The sequence below is a fragment of the Armatimonadota bacterium genome (assembly GCA_031460175.1).
GTDB lineage: Bacteria > Sysuimicrobiota > Sysuimicrobiia > Sysuimicrobiales > Sysuimicrobiaceae > Sysuimicrobium > Sysuimicrobium tengchongense.
Window position 1 is genome coordinate 25,678 of sequence record JAVKGW010000005.1, and the last position, 16,522, is coordinate 42,199.

The following is a 16,522-nucleotide window of genomic DNA, read 5'->3' on the forward strand; positions in this document are numbered from 1 at the left end:
TGCGCTCCTCCCTTACCTCGATCCGGACGTGCCCGCGGAGAGGTGCCTTGCCGCGGTTCCAACCGCCTCGATGATCTTCACGTATCCCGTGCACCGGCAGAACACCCCGGACAGGGCATCCCGGATTTGCTCCGGGGTCGGTGTGGGGTTCTCCTCCAGGAGGGCCTTCGCGGTGAGGATCATGGCGGGCGTGCAGTACCCGCACTGGAGGGCGCCGAGCTCCGCAAAGGCCTTCTGGAGGGGGTGCAGCGCTCCATCTTGGCCGAGCCCCTCGATGGTGGTGACCTCGTGGCCCTCCGCGTCCACGGCCAACAGGAGGCAGGAGAGCGTGGGTTTGCCGTCCACCAACACCGTGCACACCCCGCACTCCCCCAGCTCACACCCGTGCTTGGTCCCCACGAGCCCCAGGTCTTCTCGCAGAACCTCCAGGAGGGTCCGGTGAACGGGCACCAGCAGGCGGTACTCGCGGCCGTTCACCTGGAGGCGTACCGGCTGGTCCATGAGGCACCCCCGGTTTTGACCGGATGGTCAGTCTAGGGGAAGTCTACGCTCCCGGGCGGTTCCCTGAGCAATCCGGCCGAGAACCGAGGATGAATACTGCGGAGAACCGATGCGTTAGGCCAGGGGGAGTTGCCCGGCAGACCCCTCTGTACGGAGAATCACCCGGGCGTCCACCGCCACGCAGCCTTCCGGTCCCGCCACCACGGGGTTCAGATCCAGCTCCTGGATGTCCTGCTCTGCCAGCAGCAGCTCCCCCACCCGTACCAGCATCTCTCCCACGGCCCGGATGTCCGCGGGAGGATTCCCCCGGAGGCCCTGGAGGAGGCGGTGTGCCCGGGTCTCGGCCAGCTGCTGCAGGGCCTCCTCCAGATCGAGCGGGGCGAGACGGAAAGAGACGTCCCGCAGGAGTTCCACGAGGACCCCGCCCGAGCCCACCATGACCACGGGACCGAACTGCGGGTCCACGAGCCCCCCCACCACCAGTTCCGCGCTTCCCCTCTCCATGCGCTGCACGAGGACGCCCTCCACGGAGGCTTGAGGGGCAGCGCGGGACACCGCTTCCAGGAGCTGGAGGTACGCGGCCGCCACCTCCTCCCCCGACCGCAGGCCCACCACCACCCCTCCCACGTCGGACTTGTGCAGGATGTGGGGGGAGACCACCTTGAGGACCACGGGATACCCCATGCGGTCCGCGGCCGCCACCGCCTCCTCCGCGGTGCGGCAGGTGGCGAAGGGCGCGTGCGGGATCCCGTACGCCTGGCACAGGGCGTAGCTTTCCGGCTCCAGCAGGAAGCCGCGACCCTGTTCAAGGGCCCGCGCGATCACGGGATGGGGCATGGGCGGACCTCCTCACGAACTTCTCCGCGCCCGGTAGCGGGCGTATCGCACCACCTGGGCCAGGGCCTGGACCGCGGCATCCGGGAACTCGAAGGTCGGCAGCCCTCCGGCCTCGAGCCTTCTGCGGGCCCGGGCCACCGTATCCCCGAAGGTGAGCACGGGCAGCACGGGCTTGCGGGGTTCCGGCTGGGCCCGGTAGGCGCTCAGGATGGCCTCGGCCACCTCCTCCTCGTCGAGGAACGCGGGTGGGGTGGTGAGGAGGAGGACCGCATCCACCTCCGGCGCCTCGAGCACCACCCGCAGGACCTCCCCATGGGTCTGGGCACGGATAGAACCCGTCATGTCCAGGTAACCGTCGGGCCTGCCGATGGTGGCGGTGGGTGCCAGCACCCTCCGCAGGGCCTCCCGGACCGCCTCCGAGAGGTGGGCCAGCTGCAGCACGCCGCTTGCGGCCACCTCATCCACGCAGATGGTGCCCGGGCCCCCGATGGCGCTGCAGACGCAAACCCGGTTGCCCGAAGGGAGCGGCAGCTTCTCCAGGACCCGGACGAGGTCGTAGAACTCCGATACGCGGTGCGCCCGCAGGACGCCCGCCTGCCGGAAGGCCCCCTCGTAGATCTCGTCCCGGCCCGCGAGAGAACCCGTGTGGCTGCTGGCGGCCCGGGCTCCCAGTTCCGTGCGCCCGGCCTTGTAGACCACCACGGGCTTTTTGGGGGTCACCTCCCGGGCCGCCAGAACGAACGCCCGGGCGTCCCGGATCCCCTCCATGTACACGCCAATCACCCGGGTATGTGGATCCGCTCCCAGGTAGCGGACGAGTTCCGTCAGGTCCACATCCGCCATGTTCCCCACGGACACCAGCTTCGCTAGCCCCACCATGCCGAGGGGACGGGCCCACTGGAGGAACGAGATGGCAAACGCTCCGCTCTGGGTGATCAGGGAGAGACCGCCCTCTGGGTAAGTCCCGAGGTCGAAGGTGGTGGTCACGCCCGTGTGAGTGTCCAGCACGCCCATGCAGTTGGGCCCCACCACCCGGATGCCCCGGGATCGGAGAGGTTCCAGGAGCGCCTCCTGGAGGGCCCGCCCTTCCGGGGTTTCCGTCTCCGCGAACCCGCCGGAGACCACCACCACCGCGGCCGCGTCCCCGCGCTCGTCGTGGCGCTGCGCGATCTGCCGGGCCACCTCCACGCACACCCGGGCCGGCACCGCGAGGACCACGAGGTCCACCGGACCCGGGACCTCCAGGACGGAGGAGTAGGCGCGCAGGCCCGCCACTTCCCGCGCGGAGGGGTGCACGGGGTACACGGCACCGGGGAAGTGGGTCTGGGTGGCGAATCGGAGGATCTGGTGGCCCGGGGAGCCTGGATCCGGACTGGCTCCCACCACGGCCACCCCGCGGGGACGGAACAACGCGTCGAGACTCCGGGCGGTCCGCGGTGCTTCGCCTAGCTCAGACATCGGAGGTTCGCTCCTGCAAGCGCATCATCGCGCCTATTTTACAACACGGCCTCCTTCCCCCCTCGCGCATCGCCCATCCGGGGGAGTACTAAAGAAAGCAGAGGTCCACGGGGAGGTGCGGCATGCAGCTCGTCGAGGCTTGGACGGAAGCGCTTCGGGCTCGGCTCTCGGGTGAACCGGTCGCGGTCCAGGACGCCCGGGTGGGTGTCTTCTACACCGCGGTGGCCCTCGCCACGGGCCACGTGGGAGTGGCCTTCACCCCCCGCGGGCTTGCGGACACCGTCTGTTGTCCCCGCTCCGCGGCCTCCGCCCCGCCCGCGGGACGTCTGGTGGGCCAGGACGCGTGGAAGTTGGCCGCGGACGCCCGCTCCCCGGTTCCCCTCCGGCGGGCGGTGGGGGTAGCCACTCTGAACGCCCTTTCCGCCCTCGCCGTGGATCGCTTCGGGGTTCCCGGAGGCGTGCAGATTCCGGGCCTGGATGCCCTGGAGGCCGCGGGGGTCCTCCCGGAGGACCGCGTGGCCCTCGTGGGCGCTTTCTCCCCCTTCATCAAGGCCCTGAAGAACACCGTGTCGGCCCTCTGGGTCGTGGACCGCCATCCGGAGGCCCTGCGGGAGGAGGAACGCCCCCTGTGGCGGCCTCCGGAAGGCGCCTCGGAGGTGCTCCGGGAGGCCACGGTGGTGGTCATCACGGGGTCTGCCCTGGTGGAAGGAGGAATGGACGAGCTCCTGGAGTCCTCCCGCCGGGCGCGCCGGGTGGTCGTGGCGGGCCCCACGGCCCCTCCCTGGCCTGAACCGTTCTTCCAGCGGGGCGTGCACGTCCTGGGCGGGATCCGGGCACTGGACGGACCGCGCCTTGTGCGCATCGTAGGCGAGGGCGGCAGCGGGTACTTCTTCCAGGAGGCCGCGGAAAAGATCTGCCTGGTCCGCGAGGACGTGGTCCCGGACCTTCGGGCGGTCTCCGCTCAAGAGGCCCTCCGTCGCTCCTGACGGAGGGCCTCCCGCAGGCGGTAGCGTTGCAGCTTTCCGGTGACGGTCCGGGGGAGTTCCGGCACGAACCGGAACCAGCGGGGGTGCTTGTAGCGGGCAAGCCGCGCCTGCACGAGCTCCCTGAGCTCCCGCTCCAGCGCGGGCGAGGGCGTGTAGCTCTCCCGGAGCACCACGAAGGCCATGGGCTTTTCCAGACCCATCTCATCCGGCGCTCCCACCACCGCGCACTCCGCCACCGCGGGATGCTCCAGCAAGGCCCCCTCTACCTCCAGGGGAGAGACCCAAAGGCCCCCGGGCTTAAGCAGGTCGTCCGCCCTGCCCATGTACCAGTGGAACCCGTCGTCGTCCAGGGAGAAGAGGTCACCCGTGACGAACCACTCCCCCTGCAGGGCCTGCCGGGTCCTCCGGGAGTCGTTCCAGTAGCCCGCAAAGATCCCGTCGTTCTTCACCCAGAGGATGCCCACGCTCCCCCTCGGGACCTCCCGGCCTCCCTCGTCCAACAACTTCCCCTCGAATCCCGGGAGCAGCACTCCGCTGCTCCCGGGCCGGAGCTTGCGGGGGGTGTTCGAGAGGTAGATGGCGCCTACTTCCGTGGAGCCCACCCCGTCGAAGATGGGGACGCGGAACCGCTCCCACCACCGATCGAACACCGACTTGGGCAGGGGCTCCCCCGCGGAGACGCAGCACCGCAGGAAGGAGAGGGAGACGCGCCGGCCCGTGCGGTGCAGGTGGTCCAGGAGGGCCGCGTAGAAGGTGGGAACGCTGTAGAAGACCGTGGGCCGGTGGGCCTCCAGCAGGTCCAGGACCGCGCCGGGCTCGGGCCGGTCGGGATTCAGCACCACCTGGGCCCCGTACAGGAAGGGGCCGTCCAGGGAGTTGTTGCGGCCGTAGGAGAAGTACAGCTTGGAGGTGGAGTACACCCGGTCCTCTGGCCCCAGGCCCACCACCTCCCGGCAGTGCGGCGGCATGAAGTGCAGGAGATCCCGGTGAAGGTGGACCACGGCCTTGGGCCGGCCCGTGGTCCCGGAACTGTACATCCAGAAGGCCATGTCGTCCGGGGAGGTACAGGCAGGCCCCGGTTCCGGCACGGTCCCGCTCAAAAGATCCTCCCAGCTGACCTCGGAAGGCCCTGGTTCTCCCACGACCACCACGTACCGTAGGGATGGCGGAGGATCGTCCACGCACCGCAGGCGGGCCGCCACCGCCTCCTCCACCACCGCCACCTTCGCCCGGCTATGCCGGAGGAAATAGGCATAGTCCTGGGGGCTCGCGAGGGTGCTGACCAGAACGGGCACCGCTCCGATCTTCAGCGCGGCGAAGTACGCGACGTAGAACTCGGGACGATCCGCGAGGCCGAGGAGCACGCGGTTCTCGGGCTCCACCCCGAGCCGACGGAGGGCAGACGCCAACCGGTTTGACCGCTCGAGGAGGACCCGAAACGAAACGGTCTGATCCTGGAAGTACAGAACAGGCCGGTCTCCCCGTCCCTCCCGTACGTGCCGATCCAGCAGGAACTCCGCCAGGTTGAACGTCTCGCCGCTCGTGTCCCCCACTCGGGCCTCCCTTCCCCAGCCACGCCCATGGGAGCGGGGCGGCGGGACGTCCGTCAATCCTCCGGCTGCACTAAGTCGGGGGCTCTGTCTGCATCATCTACAGCCCCACGAACCGCAACCCGATGTCCTTCCTGCCGTAGCGCTGGTTGAGCTGGATGACCAGGGCCGCGAGGCGTTCCAGGGTCCCGGCCTGGTGCAGTCCTCCGGCGTCCAGGCCGCGCAGGCCGATCTGCGAGCTCAACCGGATCACTCTCTCCTTGGCCTCCGGATCATCCCCACAGACCAGGGTATCCTCCTCCAGGGGGGCTTCCAGCCGCTGGAGCCGGTGGGCGGAGATGGTGTGGAAGGCGGCCACCACCCGGGCTTCCGGCAGGAGGCGCTGCGCCTGCTGGGCCGCGGAGCCCGCCAGGGGAACTTCCAGTTCCGGGGGTCGAAGCCGGCGAAGGGGGACGGTGGTGTCCACCACCACCTTGCCCCGCACCGCCTCCCGGATGTCCGAGAGGATGGCTTCCTGCGCCGCGAAGGGAACGGTCAGCACCACCACGGTCGCGGCCTCCGCCGCCTCCCGGTTCAGGGATCCGGAGATCCGCGCTTCGGGCCGGAGGGTCCGGGCCCGGAGGGCGGCCTCCTCGGCCCGCTCTCGGCTCCGGGATCCGAGGATCACGGGAAGACCTGCGGCGGCCCATCGGAGCCCGAGCCCGAATCCCTCTTTGCCCGTCCCGCCGATCACGGCAATCACCTCGTGCTCCATCCACCACCTCCGGAGTTCAGGGCGTAGCGGATCGGATCCCCTTCCTCGGCCCGAACCCTTCCCCGCCGCTCCAGGTACGTGAGGTGGGCCATGGCCTCCACGAGCCCGAACCGCTCGTTGTGGGGATCCAGGTCCGTCCCGAAGAGCGCCAGGTGCACCTCGTAACCGGTGCGGGATCCTGTCCGCAACACGGCCTCCACGGTCTCCAGGCGGGAGGCGTGGTGGGCCAGTAGCTCCGCGACGCGCTCCGCGTATCCCTCGTAAGGATCTCCATGCCCCGGAAGCACCCGCCGAACGGGCAGGGCTCTTAAGCTCCGGAGGCTTCCGAGGAAATCCGCGAGGGGATCAGAACCCCCAAGGGGCCACAGCCCGATGTTCGGAGTGATCCGGGGGAGGAGGTGGTCTCCCGCGAGGAGCGTACCCGTCCGTTTTTCGTACAGGCACACATGGGCTGGCGCATGTCCCGGGGTGACCAGCACCTCCCACGCACTCTCTCCCAGATTCAGGACCTCTCCCTCGCGCAGGAAGCGATCCACCCGGGGGGGATGAGCGGGCTCCCAGACCTGCTTGCCGCTTTCCACGGTCCGGCGGACCCGTTCTGCGGGCATGCCCGCCCGGAGGAATTGAGCGGCTACCTCCTGCCAGACTTCTCCTTCCGGGCGGTACGCCCAAGCCACCTGGAGCTCCCGGGCTTCCATCCACACGGAGCAGCCGAAGGCCTCCTGGAGCTCCCGGGCCAACCCGAAGTGGTCGGGGTGTGCATGGGTGACGAGGAGGACGGCCGGACGCAACTTAGCCTCCCGGAGAGCCCTGAAGAGGATCCGGCGGCCTTCGGGGATGGGATAGCCCGCGTCCACCAGCACCGCGTCTACGCCGTCCCCCACCACGTACACGTTGACCCACCGGGTGGGGAAGGGAACGGGGACCCGAAGCCGGCGGACGCCCGGCGCGGCCTCCTCGAACCGCGGGGCAAAGCCCTCCACGGACCTAATCCCGGCCGAAGGCGGACTGTCCCGTGATCTCCCGGCCCACGATGAGGGTGTGGATGTCGTAGGTGCCCTCGTAGGTGTCCACGGACTCCAGGTTCGCCGCGTGCCGCATGGCGTGGTACTCCGCGGTGATCCCGTAGGCGCCCAAGATGAACCGGGCGTCCCGGGCCACCTCCAGGGCCGCCCGCACGTTGTGCCGCTTCGCCAGGGACACCTGGGCATAGTGCATCCGCCCCGCGTCTTTGAGCTGCCCCAGCCGGTGGGCAAGTAGCTGGCTGCTGGTGATCTTGGTGAGCATGTCCACGAGCCGCTCCTGGATGATCTGGGTCGCCGCGATGGGCCGTCCGAAAGCGATGCGACCCTGCGCGTAGCTGAGGGCCTCCTCGAAGCAGGCCACCGCCGCGCCCACGGCTCCCCACGCGATCCCGTACCGGGCCTGGGTGAGGCAGCTCAGCGCCTTGCTGAGCCCCACGGCGTTGGGCAGGGCCAGCTCCTCCGGAACCTCCACCTCCTCCAGCACCAGCTCGCTCGTGACCGAGGCCCGCATGGAGATCTTCGTGTGGATGTCGTGGGCGGAGAACCCCTGGAGGTCCGTGGGCACGAGGAACCCCCGCACGGTATCGGATTCGTCCTTGGCCCACACAACGGCCAGGTGGGCGATGGAGCCGTTGGTGATCCACATCTTGGTGCCCGTGATCACCCAGCCCCGGGCGGTGCGGCGGGCGCGGGTGTTCATGGCCGCGGGGTCGCTTCCCGCGGTGGGCTCCGTAAGCCCGAAGCACCCGATGAGCTCACCCCTGGCCAGTTTGGGCAGGTAGTGCCGGCGCTGCTCCTCGCTGCCGAAGGCGTAGATGGGGTACATGACCAGGGAGCCCTGCACGCTCACGAAGGATCGGAGCCCGCTGTCGCCCCGCTCCAGCTCCCGCATGATGACCCCGTAGGAGATGTTGTCGAGCCCCGCGCACCCGTACGCCTCGGGCAGGTTTGCCCCCAGCACCCCGAGCTCCGCCAGCCGAGGAACCAGCTCCACGGGGAAGCGTCCCTCCAGCCACCACCGCCCGATGTGGGGCAGCACTTCCCGGTCCACGAACCGCCGCACCGTGTCCCGCACGGATCTCTGGACGTCCGTGAGGAGGTCATCCACCGCATAGAAGTCCGAAGCCACCCGGTACGCCACTTCCTGCGCCATCGCCTTCCCTCCCGTGTTCAGTTCCCTGGTTCATCACCCCGCCCCCGCCTGCCCGGCCAACGTCCCAGCCACGCTGCCCGCCGGAGCCAGGGTGCGGTGCGATACCGTTCCTCCCCGTAGTAGACCCGAAGCCCCTCCAGGACCCCCACCAGGGTCCGGATCCCCACCCGTTCCGCCCACGTGAACGGGCCGAAGGGATGGTTGGTGCCCAGCTGCATGGCGATATCCACGTCCTCCGGGGCCGCCACGCCCTCCCCACACGCGAACGCGGCCTCGTTCACCAGGGTCGCCAGAACCCGGGGAAACACCCCGCCTGGACTGTCCCCCACCCGGAGGAGCGGAAGGCCGAGGGCCGCCAGGTAGGGCTCGGCTTTTACCTCCGTGCGTTCGTGCACGGTCCACTCCAGCAGCTTCCGATCCGAGAGGGGCGGAAGGGTCACGTATCCGGCGAGCCGCTCCGGCCGTCCCACCCAGGCGGCGCATTCCGCGCATGCGGCGTTCGTGCACGCCGCGAGCACCACCGCCTCCCCGGGCATGGCACCGTCCAGGGCCCGCAGCATCTCCCGCTTCCGGGTCCGATCCTCCACCTCCGCCTCGAAGGCGGCCCGGACCGCGAGGGGTTCACGGGGAGGATCGGGGACCTCCACCACCGCGTATCCCCGGTCCCGCAGCCCGCGGACGAGCTCCTCCGCCAGGCCCGTCCGCCCCGCCACCGCGTAGGGTCCGGGATCCGCCTCCGGAAGGGACAGGGGAGGAGAGGGAGGGCGTTTGCCTTCCTCGTAGACATAGAACCCGCCTCCCGTCTTCCGGCCCAGCCGCCCCGACAGGACCATCTCCCGCTGGAGGGGGTGAGGCCGGAAGCGGCTTTCCCCGAAGAAGGCGTGGTAGAGGGCCTGGGAGACCGCGTATCCCACGTCGATGCCCACGAGGTCCATGAGCTCAAACGGCCCCATGCGGAACCCGCCCGCCTCCCGGAGGGCACAGTCCACGGTGGGAGGATCCGCGAGCCCTTCTCCGACCATCCGGAGGGCCTCCCCGTAGAAGGGTCGGTTCACCCGGTTCACCACGAAACCCGGGCGATCCCGCACCACGATGGGGGTCTTCCCGATTCCCCGGGCAAAGTCCACCAACCGCTCCACGACCTCCGGCGCGGTTTGCAAAGCCCGCACCACTTCCACCAAGGGCATCACGGGCGCGGGGTTGAAGAAGTGCAGCCCCGCCACCCGCTCCGGGCGGGGCGTGGCCGCCGCGATCTCCGCCACGGACAGGGAACTGGTGTTGGTGGCGAGGAGCGCCGCGGGGCACACCTCCCCGAGCCGGCGGAAGAGGTCCCGTTTCAGCTGCAGGTCCTCCGGGGCGGCCTCGATGACCAGCTCGCACGGGCCCAACGCCTCCAGGATCTCCGTGGGAACGATCCGCTCCAGGGCCTGTTCCTGGGCGTCCCGTCCGAGCCGCCCTCCTTCCACCGCCCGCTCCAGATCCCGCCGGATCCGCTCCAGGGCCCGGGGCAGAGCCTCCGGGATCGCGTCGTACAGCACCACCCGGAGGCCTGCCAGGGCGCATACCTGCGCGATCCCGGCACCCATGGTTCCGGCCCCGCACACGCCCACCGTTTGGATCCCGTGGGCCATCCCGTCCTACCTTCCCTGGAAGACAGGCTTGCGCTTCTCCAGAAACGCCCGCACGCCCTCCTCCCGGTCCTCCGTGCCGAACACCAGGGCGGACAACCGCCGCTCGTACTCCAGTCCCACCTCCACCGTGGTGTCCATGGACCGCAGGATCGCCTCCTTTGCGAGCCGTACCGCCACGGGGGCCTTCGAGGCGATCTCGCGGGCCAGGGCGAGGGCCTCCTCCAGGTAGCGTTCCACGGGAGCCACCCGGTTCACCAGGCCCCATGCGTGGGCCTCCTGCGCGGTGATGTGCCGGCCCGTGAGGATCATCTCCATGGCCCGGTGCTTGCCCACCACGCGCGGCAGCCGCTGGGTGCCTCCCGCTCCCGGGATGATGCCGATGTTCACCTCCGGCTGCCCGAACCGGGCGGTCTCCGAGGCCACGATGAGATCGCACAGCATGGCGAGCTCGCACCCGCCCCCCAGACAGTACCCGCTCACCGCGGCCACCAGGGGCTTGGTAAACCGCCGGATCCGTTCCCAGGCCACGGGACGGTGACCGCCGAGCATCTTCAGGGCCGTCATGCCCTGGAATTCCTGGATGTCCGCACCCGCGGCGAAGGCCCGGTCGTTCCCCGTGATCACCACCACCCGGATCTCCGGATCCGCCTCGAAGTCGTCCAGGGCCCGAACCAGCTCATCGAGCAGCTGGGTCCTCAGGGCGTTCAACTTGTCGGGGCGGTTCAACCGGATCAGCCCCACATGGGCTTCCGGGATCTCCACCAGGATGTCCTCGTACGGCATGTCCACCTCCTCTTCCGGGATGTCCACTCCAACCTTACGACATCCATGGCCGCGGTCGCCCGGAGGCGTCCTCACCAAAAATCTGCTTCATCTGGAGGGGCGAACGGCCTTTCGCGCCTCCTCCACCGCCCGCCGGATTTCCCGGGCCGCGTGCTCCGGATCCTCGGAGCGCAGGATCGCCCCCCGGACCGCCACACCCCATGTCCCCGCCTCCACCACCTCCCGAACCCGGCCCGCTCCGATCCCGCCGATGGCGAGCACGGGAATCCCGCCGGCGGCCCGCACGATCGCCCTAAGTCCCTCCCGCCCCAGGGGCAAACCACCGGGCTTGGAGTCCGTGGGATAGACGGGCCCCGCGATGAGGTAATCGGGGTTTTCCCGGGCCGCGCGAACCGCGGCCTCGGGCGAGTGCACGGACCGCCCCCACAGGGGCCAGTTCCCCTGCGGGGGCGGGCTCGCTTCGGGGAGGTGCAGCCCGAGACCAAGACGGCGTGCGAGGTGCGGACGGTCGTTGAGGAGGACGACGGCCCTCTCCTCCACCGCATCCAGGATCCGGTGCACCAGGCGTTCCAGCGCCTCATCCGGGAGGTCCTTCTCCCGTACCTGAACCCCTTCCACCCCGCCCCGCACCGCCGCCCGGATCACGCTCACCAGGCGCTCCTCCCCCACCAGGTGCCGGTCCGTGACGAGGAGCAAGCGGGGGATGGGCTTCACGGGCCTTGCCCGGTGCGGCGCTGGGGTTCCAGGATGCGGCCCGTCAGGGGGCTGGTGGGCTCCGCCAGGAGCTTGACGGGCATGCGGCCCGCGAGGTAGGCCTCCCGGCCCGCGATGGCCGCGTGCCGGATGGCCCGGGCCATGCGCACGGGGTCCCGGGCCCGGGCCACCGCGGAGTTCAGCAGCACCCCGTCGCATCCCATCTCGAAGGCCACGGCCACGTCTGAGGCGGTGCCCACGCCCGCGTCCACGATCACGGGGATCCGTACGGATTGCCGGATGAGGAGGATGTTGTGGGGGTTGCGGATGCCGAGCCCGCTTCCGATGGGAGCCGCGAGCGGCATCACCGCCGCGCACCCGATGTCCTCCAGCTTCCGGGCGGTGACCGGGTCGTCGTTGGTGTACGGGAGCACCTTGAACCCCTCCCGCACCAGGATGCGGGCCGCCTCCAGCAGCCCCTCCACATCCGGCAGCAGGGTCTCCTCGTCCGCGATCACCTCCAGCTTGATGAGGTCTGTCCCCAGGGCTTCCCGCGCCAGCTGCGCGGTGAGCACCGCCTCCCGGGCCGTGTAGCAACCCGCGGTGTTGGGGAGGATGTGGTAGCCCTCCTCCTTGAGGATCCGGTACAGGTTCTCGGGCCCCTCCCCGAACCCCACCCGCCGGAGGGCCACCGTCACCATCTCCGTCCCCGTGGCCCGCAGGGCGTCCAGCATCACCTGGAGATTGGGGTAGCGGGCGGTGCCCAGGATCAGGCGGGAGCGCAGGCGGATCCCCGCAAGCTCCCAGTGGTCGTCCTCCGAGCCGCCCGCCACGGGCCGCACGATCTCCACCGCATCCCCCGGACGCAGGACGTACGTGGCCCACTGCGTCCGGGGGATCACCTGCTCGTTCACCGCAATGGCGATCCCCTCGGGATCCACCCGCAGTTCCCGGAGAAGACCCAGCAACCCGTCCTCCGGGAGGGGCCGGCGCTCCCCGTTTACCACGATCCAGCCCCGCTCGCTCACCCTCTCGCCTCCTCGCCCTCAGCTTAACACACCCATGGTTTCTGGGCGTCTGGCGCGTCTGTACAATGGGGCACCGGAGGGAGATCCGTGCCGCTCCCGAAGCTGAGACCCCTGGAGTTCTTCCCCGTACGCCTCCACGGCCGGGAGATGATCGGGGTGCGCGATCCGGAAGGGATCGTGGAGGACACCCTGCTCCTCCCGCCCGCGGTGGCCCTGGTGGCGTCGTTGCTGGACGGCGACCGGGACGTGGTGGACGTCCAGACGGAGTACGCGCGCCGGTCCGGGGGGGAGATCCTGTTCCGCACGGATCTGGAGCGGATCGTGGCGGAGCTGGACCGAGCGGGCCTATTGCTCACGGAGTCCTTCGAGGCCCGGAAGCGGGAACAACGGGAGGCCTACCGCCGGTCGGAGGTGCGGGCTGCGTACCTCGCGGGCCGCTCGTATCCCGCGGACCCCCAGGCCCTGCGGGCGTTGCTGCGTCGGCACCTGGACGCGGTGGATTCCGCGGAACTGGACGGGCTCCGGCCGAGGGGCGTGGTGGCCCCGCACATCGACTTCGCCCGGGGCGGGTGGTGCTACGGATGGGCGTACGCGGCCCTCCGCCGAAGCTCCGCCCGCACCTTCCTCCTGCTCGGAGTGGCCCACGCGGGGCCTCCCGTGCCGTTCGTGCTCACGGAGAAGCCGTTCCAGACGCCGCTTGGAACCGTCCCCGTGGACACCGACCTCGCGCGTGCGCTGCGGGCTCAGGCCGGGGACCTCACGGAGCACGAGGTCGTGCACCGAAACGAACACTCCCTGGAGTTCCAGGTGCTCTTCCTCCAAGCGGCCCTGGAGGATCGGCCGTTCGTCATCGTTCCCATCCTCTGCTCCGGGTTCGAGCGGTGGTGCGGCTCCGGCTCTCCCCGGGAGGTTCCGGAGATCGAGCGGGTCGTGCAGGCCCTGCGGGGCCTGGTCCGCCCCCGGGAGGACGTGGCCGTGGTGGTGGGGGTGGACCTGAGCCACGTGGGGCCCCGGTTCGGCGATCCCGACCCTCCAGATGCCCGCCTCGCCTCCCGCACCGCCCTGCGGGACCACGCGGTCCTCGGGGCCGTGGTACGGGGAGATCCGGAGGGATTCTGGCGGGAGGGGATGGCGGACGGGAACCGCCAGCGGATCGATGCCCTCTCCGCGGTGTACACCGCCCTGCGGGTGCTGGAGCCCGTGCGCGGAAAACTCCTGAGGTACGGGCAGGCCCCGGACCCCGCGGGCGGCATCGTCTCCTTCGCGAGTCTAGCCCTCATGTAGGAGGCCGCCGTCCGGCGGGAAAGCGGTCCGGCGCTCCGCCGGTCCGACCAGCACCACGTGCACCACCCCGGGGCCGTGCACCCCGGGCGTAAGGGTCTGCTCGATGTCCGCGGTGCGGCTGGGCCCGGTGATGAAGGTCAGGGCAGCGGGCAGATCGCACGGTGCCAAGCGCTCAAAGAGGGCATCCAGGTCGGCCACGATGCGGTCTTCGGGGAGCAAGGCGATGTGTACGGGCGGAAGGAGGGAGAGAAGGCGGTCCTGCGCCGGGCCCACGAGGAGCACGAGGCTTCCGGTCTCCGCGATTCCCCAGTCGGCGCCCGTGAGGCCCGCATCCGCTTCGCGGGCCACCTCCACCCCTCCCACCTCAAACCCCGCTGCGCATAGGGGTCCGACGAGCCTCCACACGCCCTCCGCCACCCCTACCTGCCTTGCGCCTTCGGCCCGCAGGATCTCCGATACGGTCCGTACGAGCTCGCCCTCACAGCTCCGGTGAACCCGTACGCCAAGTCTTGCTGCCTCCTGTACGAACCGCCCCACGAGGTCTTTCTGAAGATCCGCCCGGTACGGCGCGGCCTCGGGCACGGGGCCTTCGGGCGGGAGGGGAAGGGCCTGGACCCCGCGCAGGGCCCTCCGGATGCGGCTCAGGATCTCCGACCGGGCGTCCGCCATCTCCTCCATCGCTCCCGGAAGGTCTGCGGGGCAAGGCGCGGGAAGTCGCGCATCCGCGTCCAGGCCCAAAGCGGGCCCGGGAGGGCTCGGATGGGCCGATCTCCCCACACCAGCTGCTGCGCGATCCGCGCAAGCCGGCCGCTGAACCGGTACCGCGCGGGAGAGCGCAAAATCCAGCCCAACAGCCGCATGCCCAGGCGCTCCACCGGTCGCGCACCGCCCGAGGCGGCCGCCTGCGCCCGCAGGTGCACCAGCATCCGGGGGATGTCAATCCGCACCGGGCACACCTCCCGGCATGCCCCGCACAGGGTCGAGGCGTAGGGGAGCTCCGTGGCCCGTCCAAGCCCCAGGAGCTTTGGCGTGAGCACGGCGCCGATGGGCCCTCCGTACACCCAGCCGTAGGTGTGTCCCCCCACCCGCTCGTACACGGGGCAGGCGTTGAGACACGCCCCGCACCGCAGGCACTGCAGGGCCTCCCGCAGGTCCGGATCCGCGAGGATGGCGGTACGGCGGTTGTCCACCAGCACCAGGTGGAACTCCTCCGGACCGCCCCGGTCTCCGGGCCGCCGTGGGCCGGTAAGCACGGAGACGTAGCTGCTGAGCTTCTGGCCCGTGGCGCTGCGCACCAGCACCGGCAGGAACACCGCGAGGTCCCGCAGGCGCGGGATCACCTTCTCGACGCCCGCCATCGCGATGTGCACCCGGGGAAGGGAGGTCACCAGGCGCGCGTTCCCCTCGTTCTCCACCAGCACCACGCTCCCCGTCTCGGCCACGAGGAAGTTGGCGCCCGTAATCCCGACGTCTGCGGTGAGGAAGGCCTGGCGCAGGTGGACCCGGGCGGCCCGGGTGAGGACCTCCACGGGCGCGTCCGGCGGCGTCCCCAGGTGCCGGCTGAACAGGGCCGCCACCTCCTCCCGCCGCTTGTGGATGATGGGCGCGATGAGGTGGGAGGGCCGGTCCCCGTCCAGCTGCACCACGAACTCTCCCAGATCCGTCTCCACCACCCGGATCCCGGCCCGCAGCAAGGCCCGGTTGAGCCCGATCTCCTCCGTGAGCATGGACTTGCTCTTGACCGCGGTGCGGGCGCCCGCCCTCCGGCAGATCTCCACCACCACCCGGCAGGCCTCCTCCGCGTCCCGGGCCCAGTGCACCATCCCGCCCCGCTCCCGCACCTTCGCCTCCAACCGCTCCAGGTAGTGGTCCAGGTGGAGGAGGGCGTGCGCCTTGATCCGCTTGGCCCAGTCCCGGAGGGCGTCGAAGTGCGGCAGCTCCGCGGTGGCCCGGGTCCACTTCTCCCGGAGGTCCTCCGTGGCCCGGCGCAGGGCCTCCCGGAGCCGCGGATCCTGCAGGGCCCGCACGCTCTGCTCGGAGAACCGGATGGGGGAGCTCACGGCTCCCTCGCGTTCAGGAGCTCCGCGAGGTGCAGGGTGCGGATGGGGCTCTTGCGTCGCTGCAGGACGCCCCGGAGATGCATGAGGCACCCCACGTCCGTGCTGACCACCGCCTGTGCCCCCGTGGCCTCCAGGTCCGCCAGCTTGTCCAGGAGGATCGCTTCGGATAGCGCCCCGAACTTCACGGAGAAGACCCCGCCGAACCCGCAGCAGGCTCCCGGCTCCCGGAGGGGCACGAACTCCAACCCCTCCACGTTCCGGACGAGCTGCTCCGCACACGCCGCCGCCCCGAGCCCCCGCAGCAGGTGACAGGAGGGATGGTAGGTCACGCGGCCCCGCAGCCGCGCTCCGAGCCGGGTCACGCCGAGCACCCGCACCAGGAACTCGCTGAGCTCATAGGTGCGGCGGGCCACCTGTCGTGCCTGCCCTTCCAGGGCCGTCCCCCGCAAGAGTTGCGGGTAGAACTCCCGGACCACCGCCACGCAGCTTCCGCTCGGAGCCACCACGGCCTCGTAGGGCGCGAAGATCTCCACGAACCGCCGGGCGAGCGCCGCGGCCTCTTCCCGGAACCCGTCGTTGAGGAGCACCTGCCCGCAGCAGGTCTGGGCCTCCGGGAACGCCACCTCCACCCCCACCCGCTCCAGGACCGCCACCGTGGCTTCCCCCACCTCCGGGAAGAACTGGTCCACCAGGCACGTCACGAACAGCGCCACCCGGGCGGGGTTTTCCACTTGCCAGGTCTGACCCATCGGATCCTGCCCAAGTCGGAGCGTATCCGA

At 70.5% G+C, this 16,522-nt stretch carries 16 protein-coding genes; 2 read left to right on the forward strand and 14 right to left on the reverse strand.

The genetic code is table 11. The features are described 5' to 3' along the window. Positions 1–12: 12 nt before the first annotated feature. The 3 genes from QN206_07815 to QN206_07825 form a co-directional block, all read right to left on the reverse strand. Positions 13–501 (reverse strand): (2Fe-2S)-binding protein, encoded by a 489-nt coding sequence (locus tag QN206_07815; GenBank protein MDR7614719.1) that lies wholly within the window; start codon positions 499–501, stop codon positions 13–15. Between the two features lie 114 nt (positions 502–615). Continuing rightward, on the reverse strand, positions 616–1,338 hold the full coding sequence (locus tag QN206_07820; GenBank protein ID MDR7614720.1) for an acetate--CoA ligase family protein: 723 nt from the start codon (positions 1,336–1,338) through the stop codon (positions 616–618). A 12-nt stretch (positions 1,339–1,350) separates the two neighbouring features. Then, the gene (locus QN206_07825; protein ID MDR7614721.1) at positions 1,351–2,796 is read right to left on the reverse strand and encodes a CoA-binding protein; all 1,446 of its coding nucleotides are present in this window, start codon (positions 2,794–2,796) and stop codon (positions 1,351–1,353) included. Positions 2,797–2,918: 122 nt separating this feature from the next. Here QN206_07825 and QN206_07830 point away from each other — a divergent pair, with 122 nt between their 5' ends. Further along, positions 2,919–3,782, forward strand: a complete 864-nt coding sequence (locus QN206_07830) for a DUF364 domain-containing protein (protein MDR7614722.1) — start codon at positions 2,919–2,921, stop codon at positions 3,780–3,782. Here QN206_07830 and QN206_07835 read toward each other — a convergent pair. The 8 genes from QN206_07835 to thiS all read right to left on the reverse strand — a co-directional run bounded on the left by QN206_07835 (position 3,758) and on the right by thiS (position 12,399). Continuing rightward, complete coding sequence (locus QN206_07835) at positions 3,758–5,335, reverse strand: benzoate-CoA ligase family protein (protein ID MDR7614723.1); 1,578 nt, start codon at positions 5,333–5,335, stop codon at positions 3,758–3,760. The genes QN206_07830 and QN206_07835 overlap by 25 nt on opposite strands. Positions 5,336–5,432: 97 nt before the next feature. Beyond that, a complete protein-coding gene (gene npdG / locus QN206_07840) occupies positions 5,433–6,086 on the reverse strand; it encodes an NADPH-dependent F420 reductase (protein MDR7614724.1) in 654 nt (217 codons plus the stop codon). Beyond that, positions 6,071–7,069: an MBL fold metallo-hydrolase gene (locus tag QN206_07845; protein ID MDR7614725.1), complete on the reverse strand. Its 999-nt coding sequence runs from the start codon at positions 7,067–7,069 to the stop codon at positions 6,071–6,073. The genes npdG and QN206_07845 overlap by 16 nt, the downstream gene beginning before the upstream one ends. Before the next feature lie 4 nt (positions 7,070–7,073). Next, positions 7,074–8,264 carry an acyl-CoA dehydrogenase family protein gene (locus QN206_07850; GenBank protein ID MDR7614726.1) on the reverse strand — a complete coding sequence of 397 codons (1,191 nt, stop codon included), beginning with the start codon at positions 8,262–8,264 and terminating at the stop codon, positions 7,074–7,076. Positions 8,265–8,281: 17 nt separating this feature from the next. Continuing rightward, the gene (locus tag QN206_07855; protein ID MDR7614727.1) at positions 8,282–9,895 is read right to left on the reverse strand and encodes a 3-hydroxyacyl-CoA dehydrogenase NAD-binding domain-containing protein; all 1,614 of its coding nucleotides are present in this window, start codon (positions 9,893–9,895) and stop codon (positions 8,282–8,284) included. Between the two features lie 6 nt (positions 9,896–9,901). Then, the gene (locus QN206_07860) at positions 9,902–10,678 is read right to left on the reverse strand and encodes an enoyl-CoA hydratase-related protein (protein ID MDR7614728.1); all 777 of its coding nucleotides are present in this window, start codon (positions 10,676–10,678) and stop codon (positions 9,902–9,904) included. 87 nt (positions 10,679–10,765) lie between these two features. After that, complete coding sequence (locus QN206_07865; GenBank protein ID MDR7614729.1) at positions 10,766–11,392, reverse strand: thiamine phosphate synthase; 627 nt, start codon at positions 11,390–11,392, stop codon at positions 10,766–10,768. Further along, the gene (thiS, locus tag QN206_07870; protein MDR7614730.1) at positions 11,389–12,399 is read right to left on the reverse strand and encodes a sulfur carrier protein ThiS; all 1,011 of its coding nucleotides are present in this window, start codon (positions 12,397–12,399) and stop codon (positions 11,389–11,391) included. Before thiS ends, QN206_07865 begins: the two co-directional genes overlap by 4 nt. A gap of 87 nt (positions 12,400–12,486) precedes the next feature. On the opposite strand from thiS, the gene amrB reads away from it, so the two are divergent. Next, complete coding sequence (gene amrB / locus QN206_07875; GenBank protein ID MDR7614731.1) at positions 12,487–13,683, forward strand: AmmeMemoRadiSam system protein B; 1,197 nt, start codon at positions 12,487–12,489, stop codon at positions 13,681–13,683. Here amrB and QN206_07880 read toward each other — a convergent pair. Genes QN206_07880 through QN206_07890 form a run of 3 tightly spaced genes read right to left on the reverse strand, consistent with a single transcriptional unit; the run spans position 13,669 to position 16,492 of the window. Beyond that, on the reverse strand, positions 13,669–14,352 hold the full coding sequence (locus tag QN206_07880) for an LUD domain-containing protein (GenBank protein ID MDR7614732.1): 684 nt from the start codon (positions 14,350–14,352) through the stop codon (positions 13,669–13,671). The two genes, amrB and QN206_07880, sit on opposite strands and share 15 nt — an antisense overlap. Further along, positions 14,325–15,743 carry a LutB/LldF family L-lactate oxidation iron-sulfur protein gene (locus QN206_07885; GenBank protein ID MDR7614733.1) on the reverse strand — a complete coding sequence of 473 codons (1,419 nt, stop codon included), beginning with the start codon at positions 15,741–15,743 and terminating at the stop codon, positions 14,325–14,327. Before QN206_07885 ends, QN206_07880 begins: the two co-directional genes overlap by 28 nt. Continuing rightward, positions 15,740–16,492, reverse strand: coding sequence for a (Fe-S)-binding protein (locus tag QN206_07890; GenBank protein MDR7614734.1), 753 nt, complete (start codon positions 16,490–16,492; stop codon positions 15,740–15,742). The genes QN206_07885 and QN206_07890 overlap by 4 nt, the downstream gene beginning before the upstream one ends. Positions 16,493–16,522: the final 30 nt, after the last annotated feature.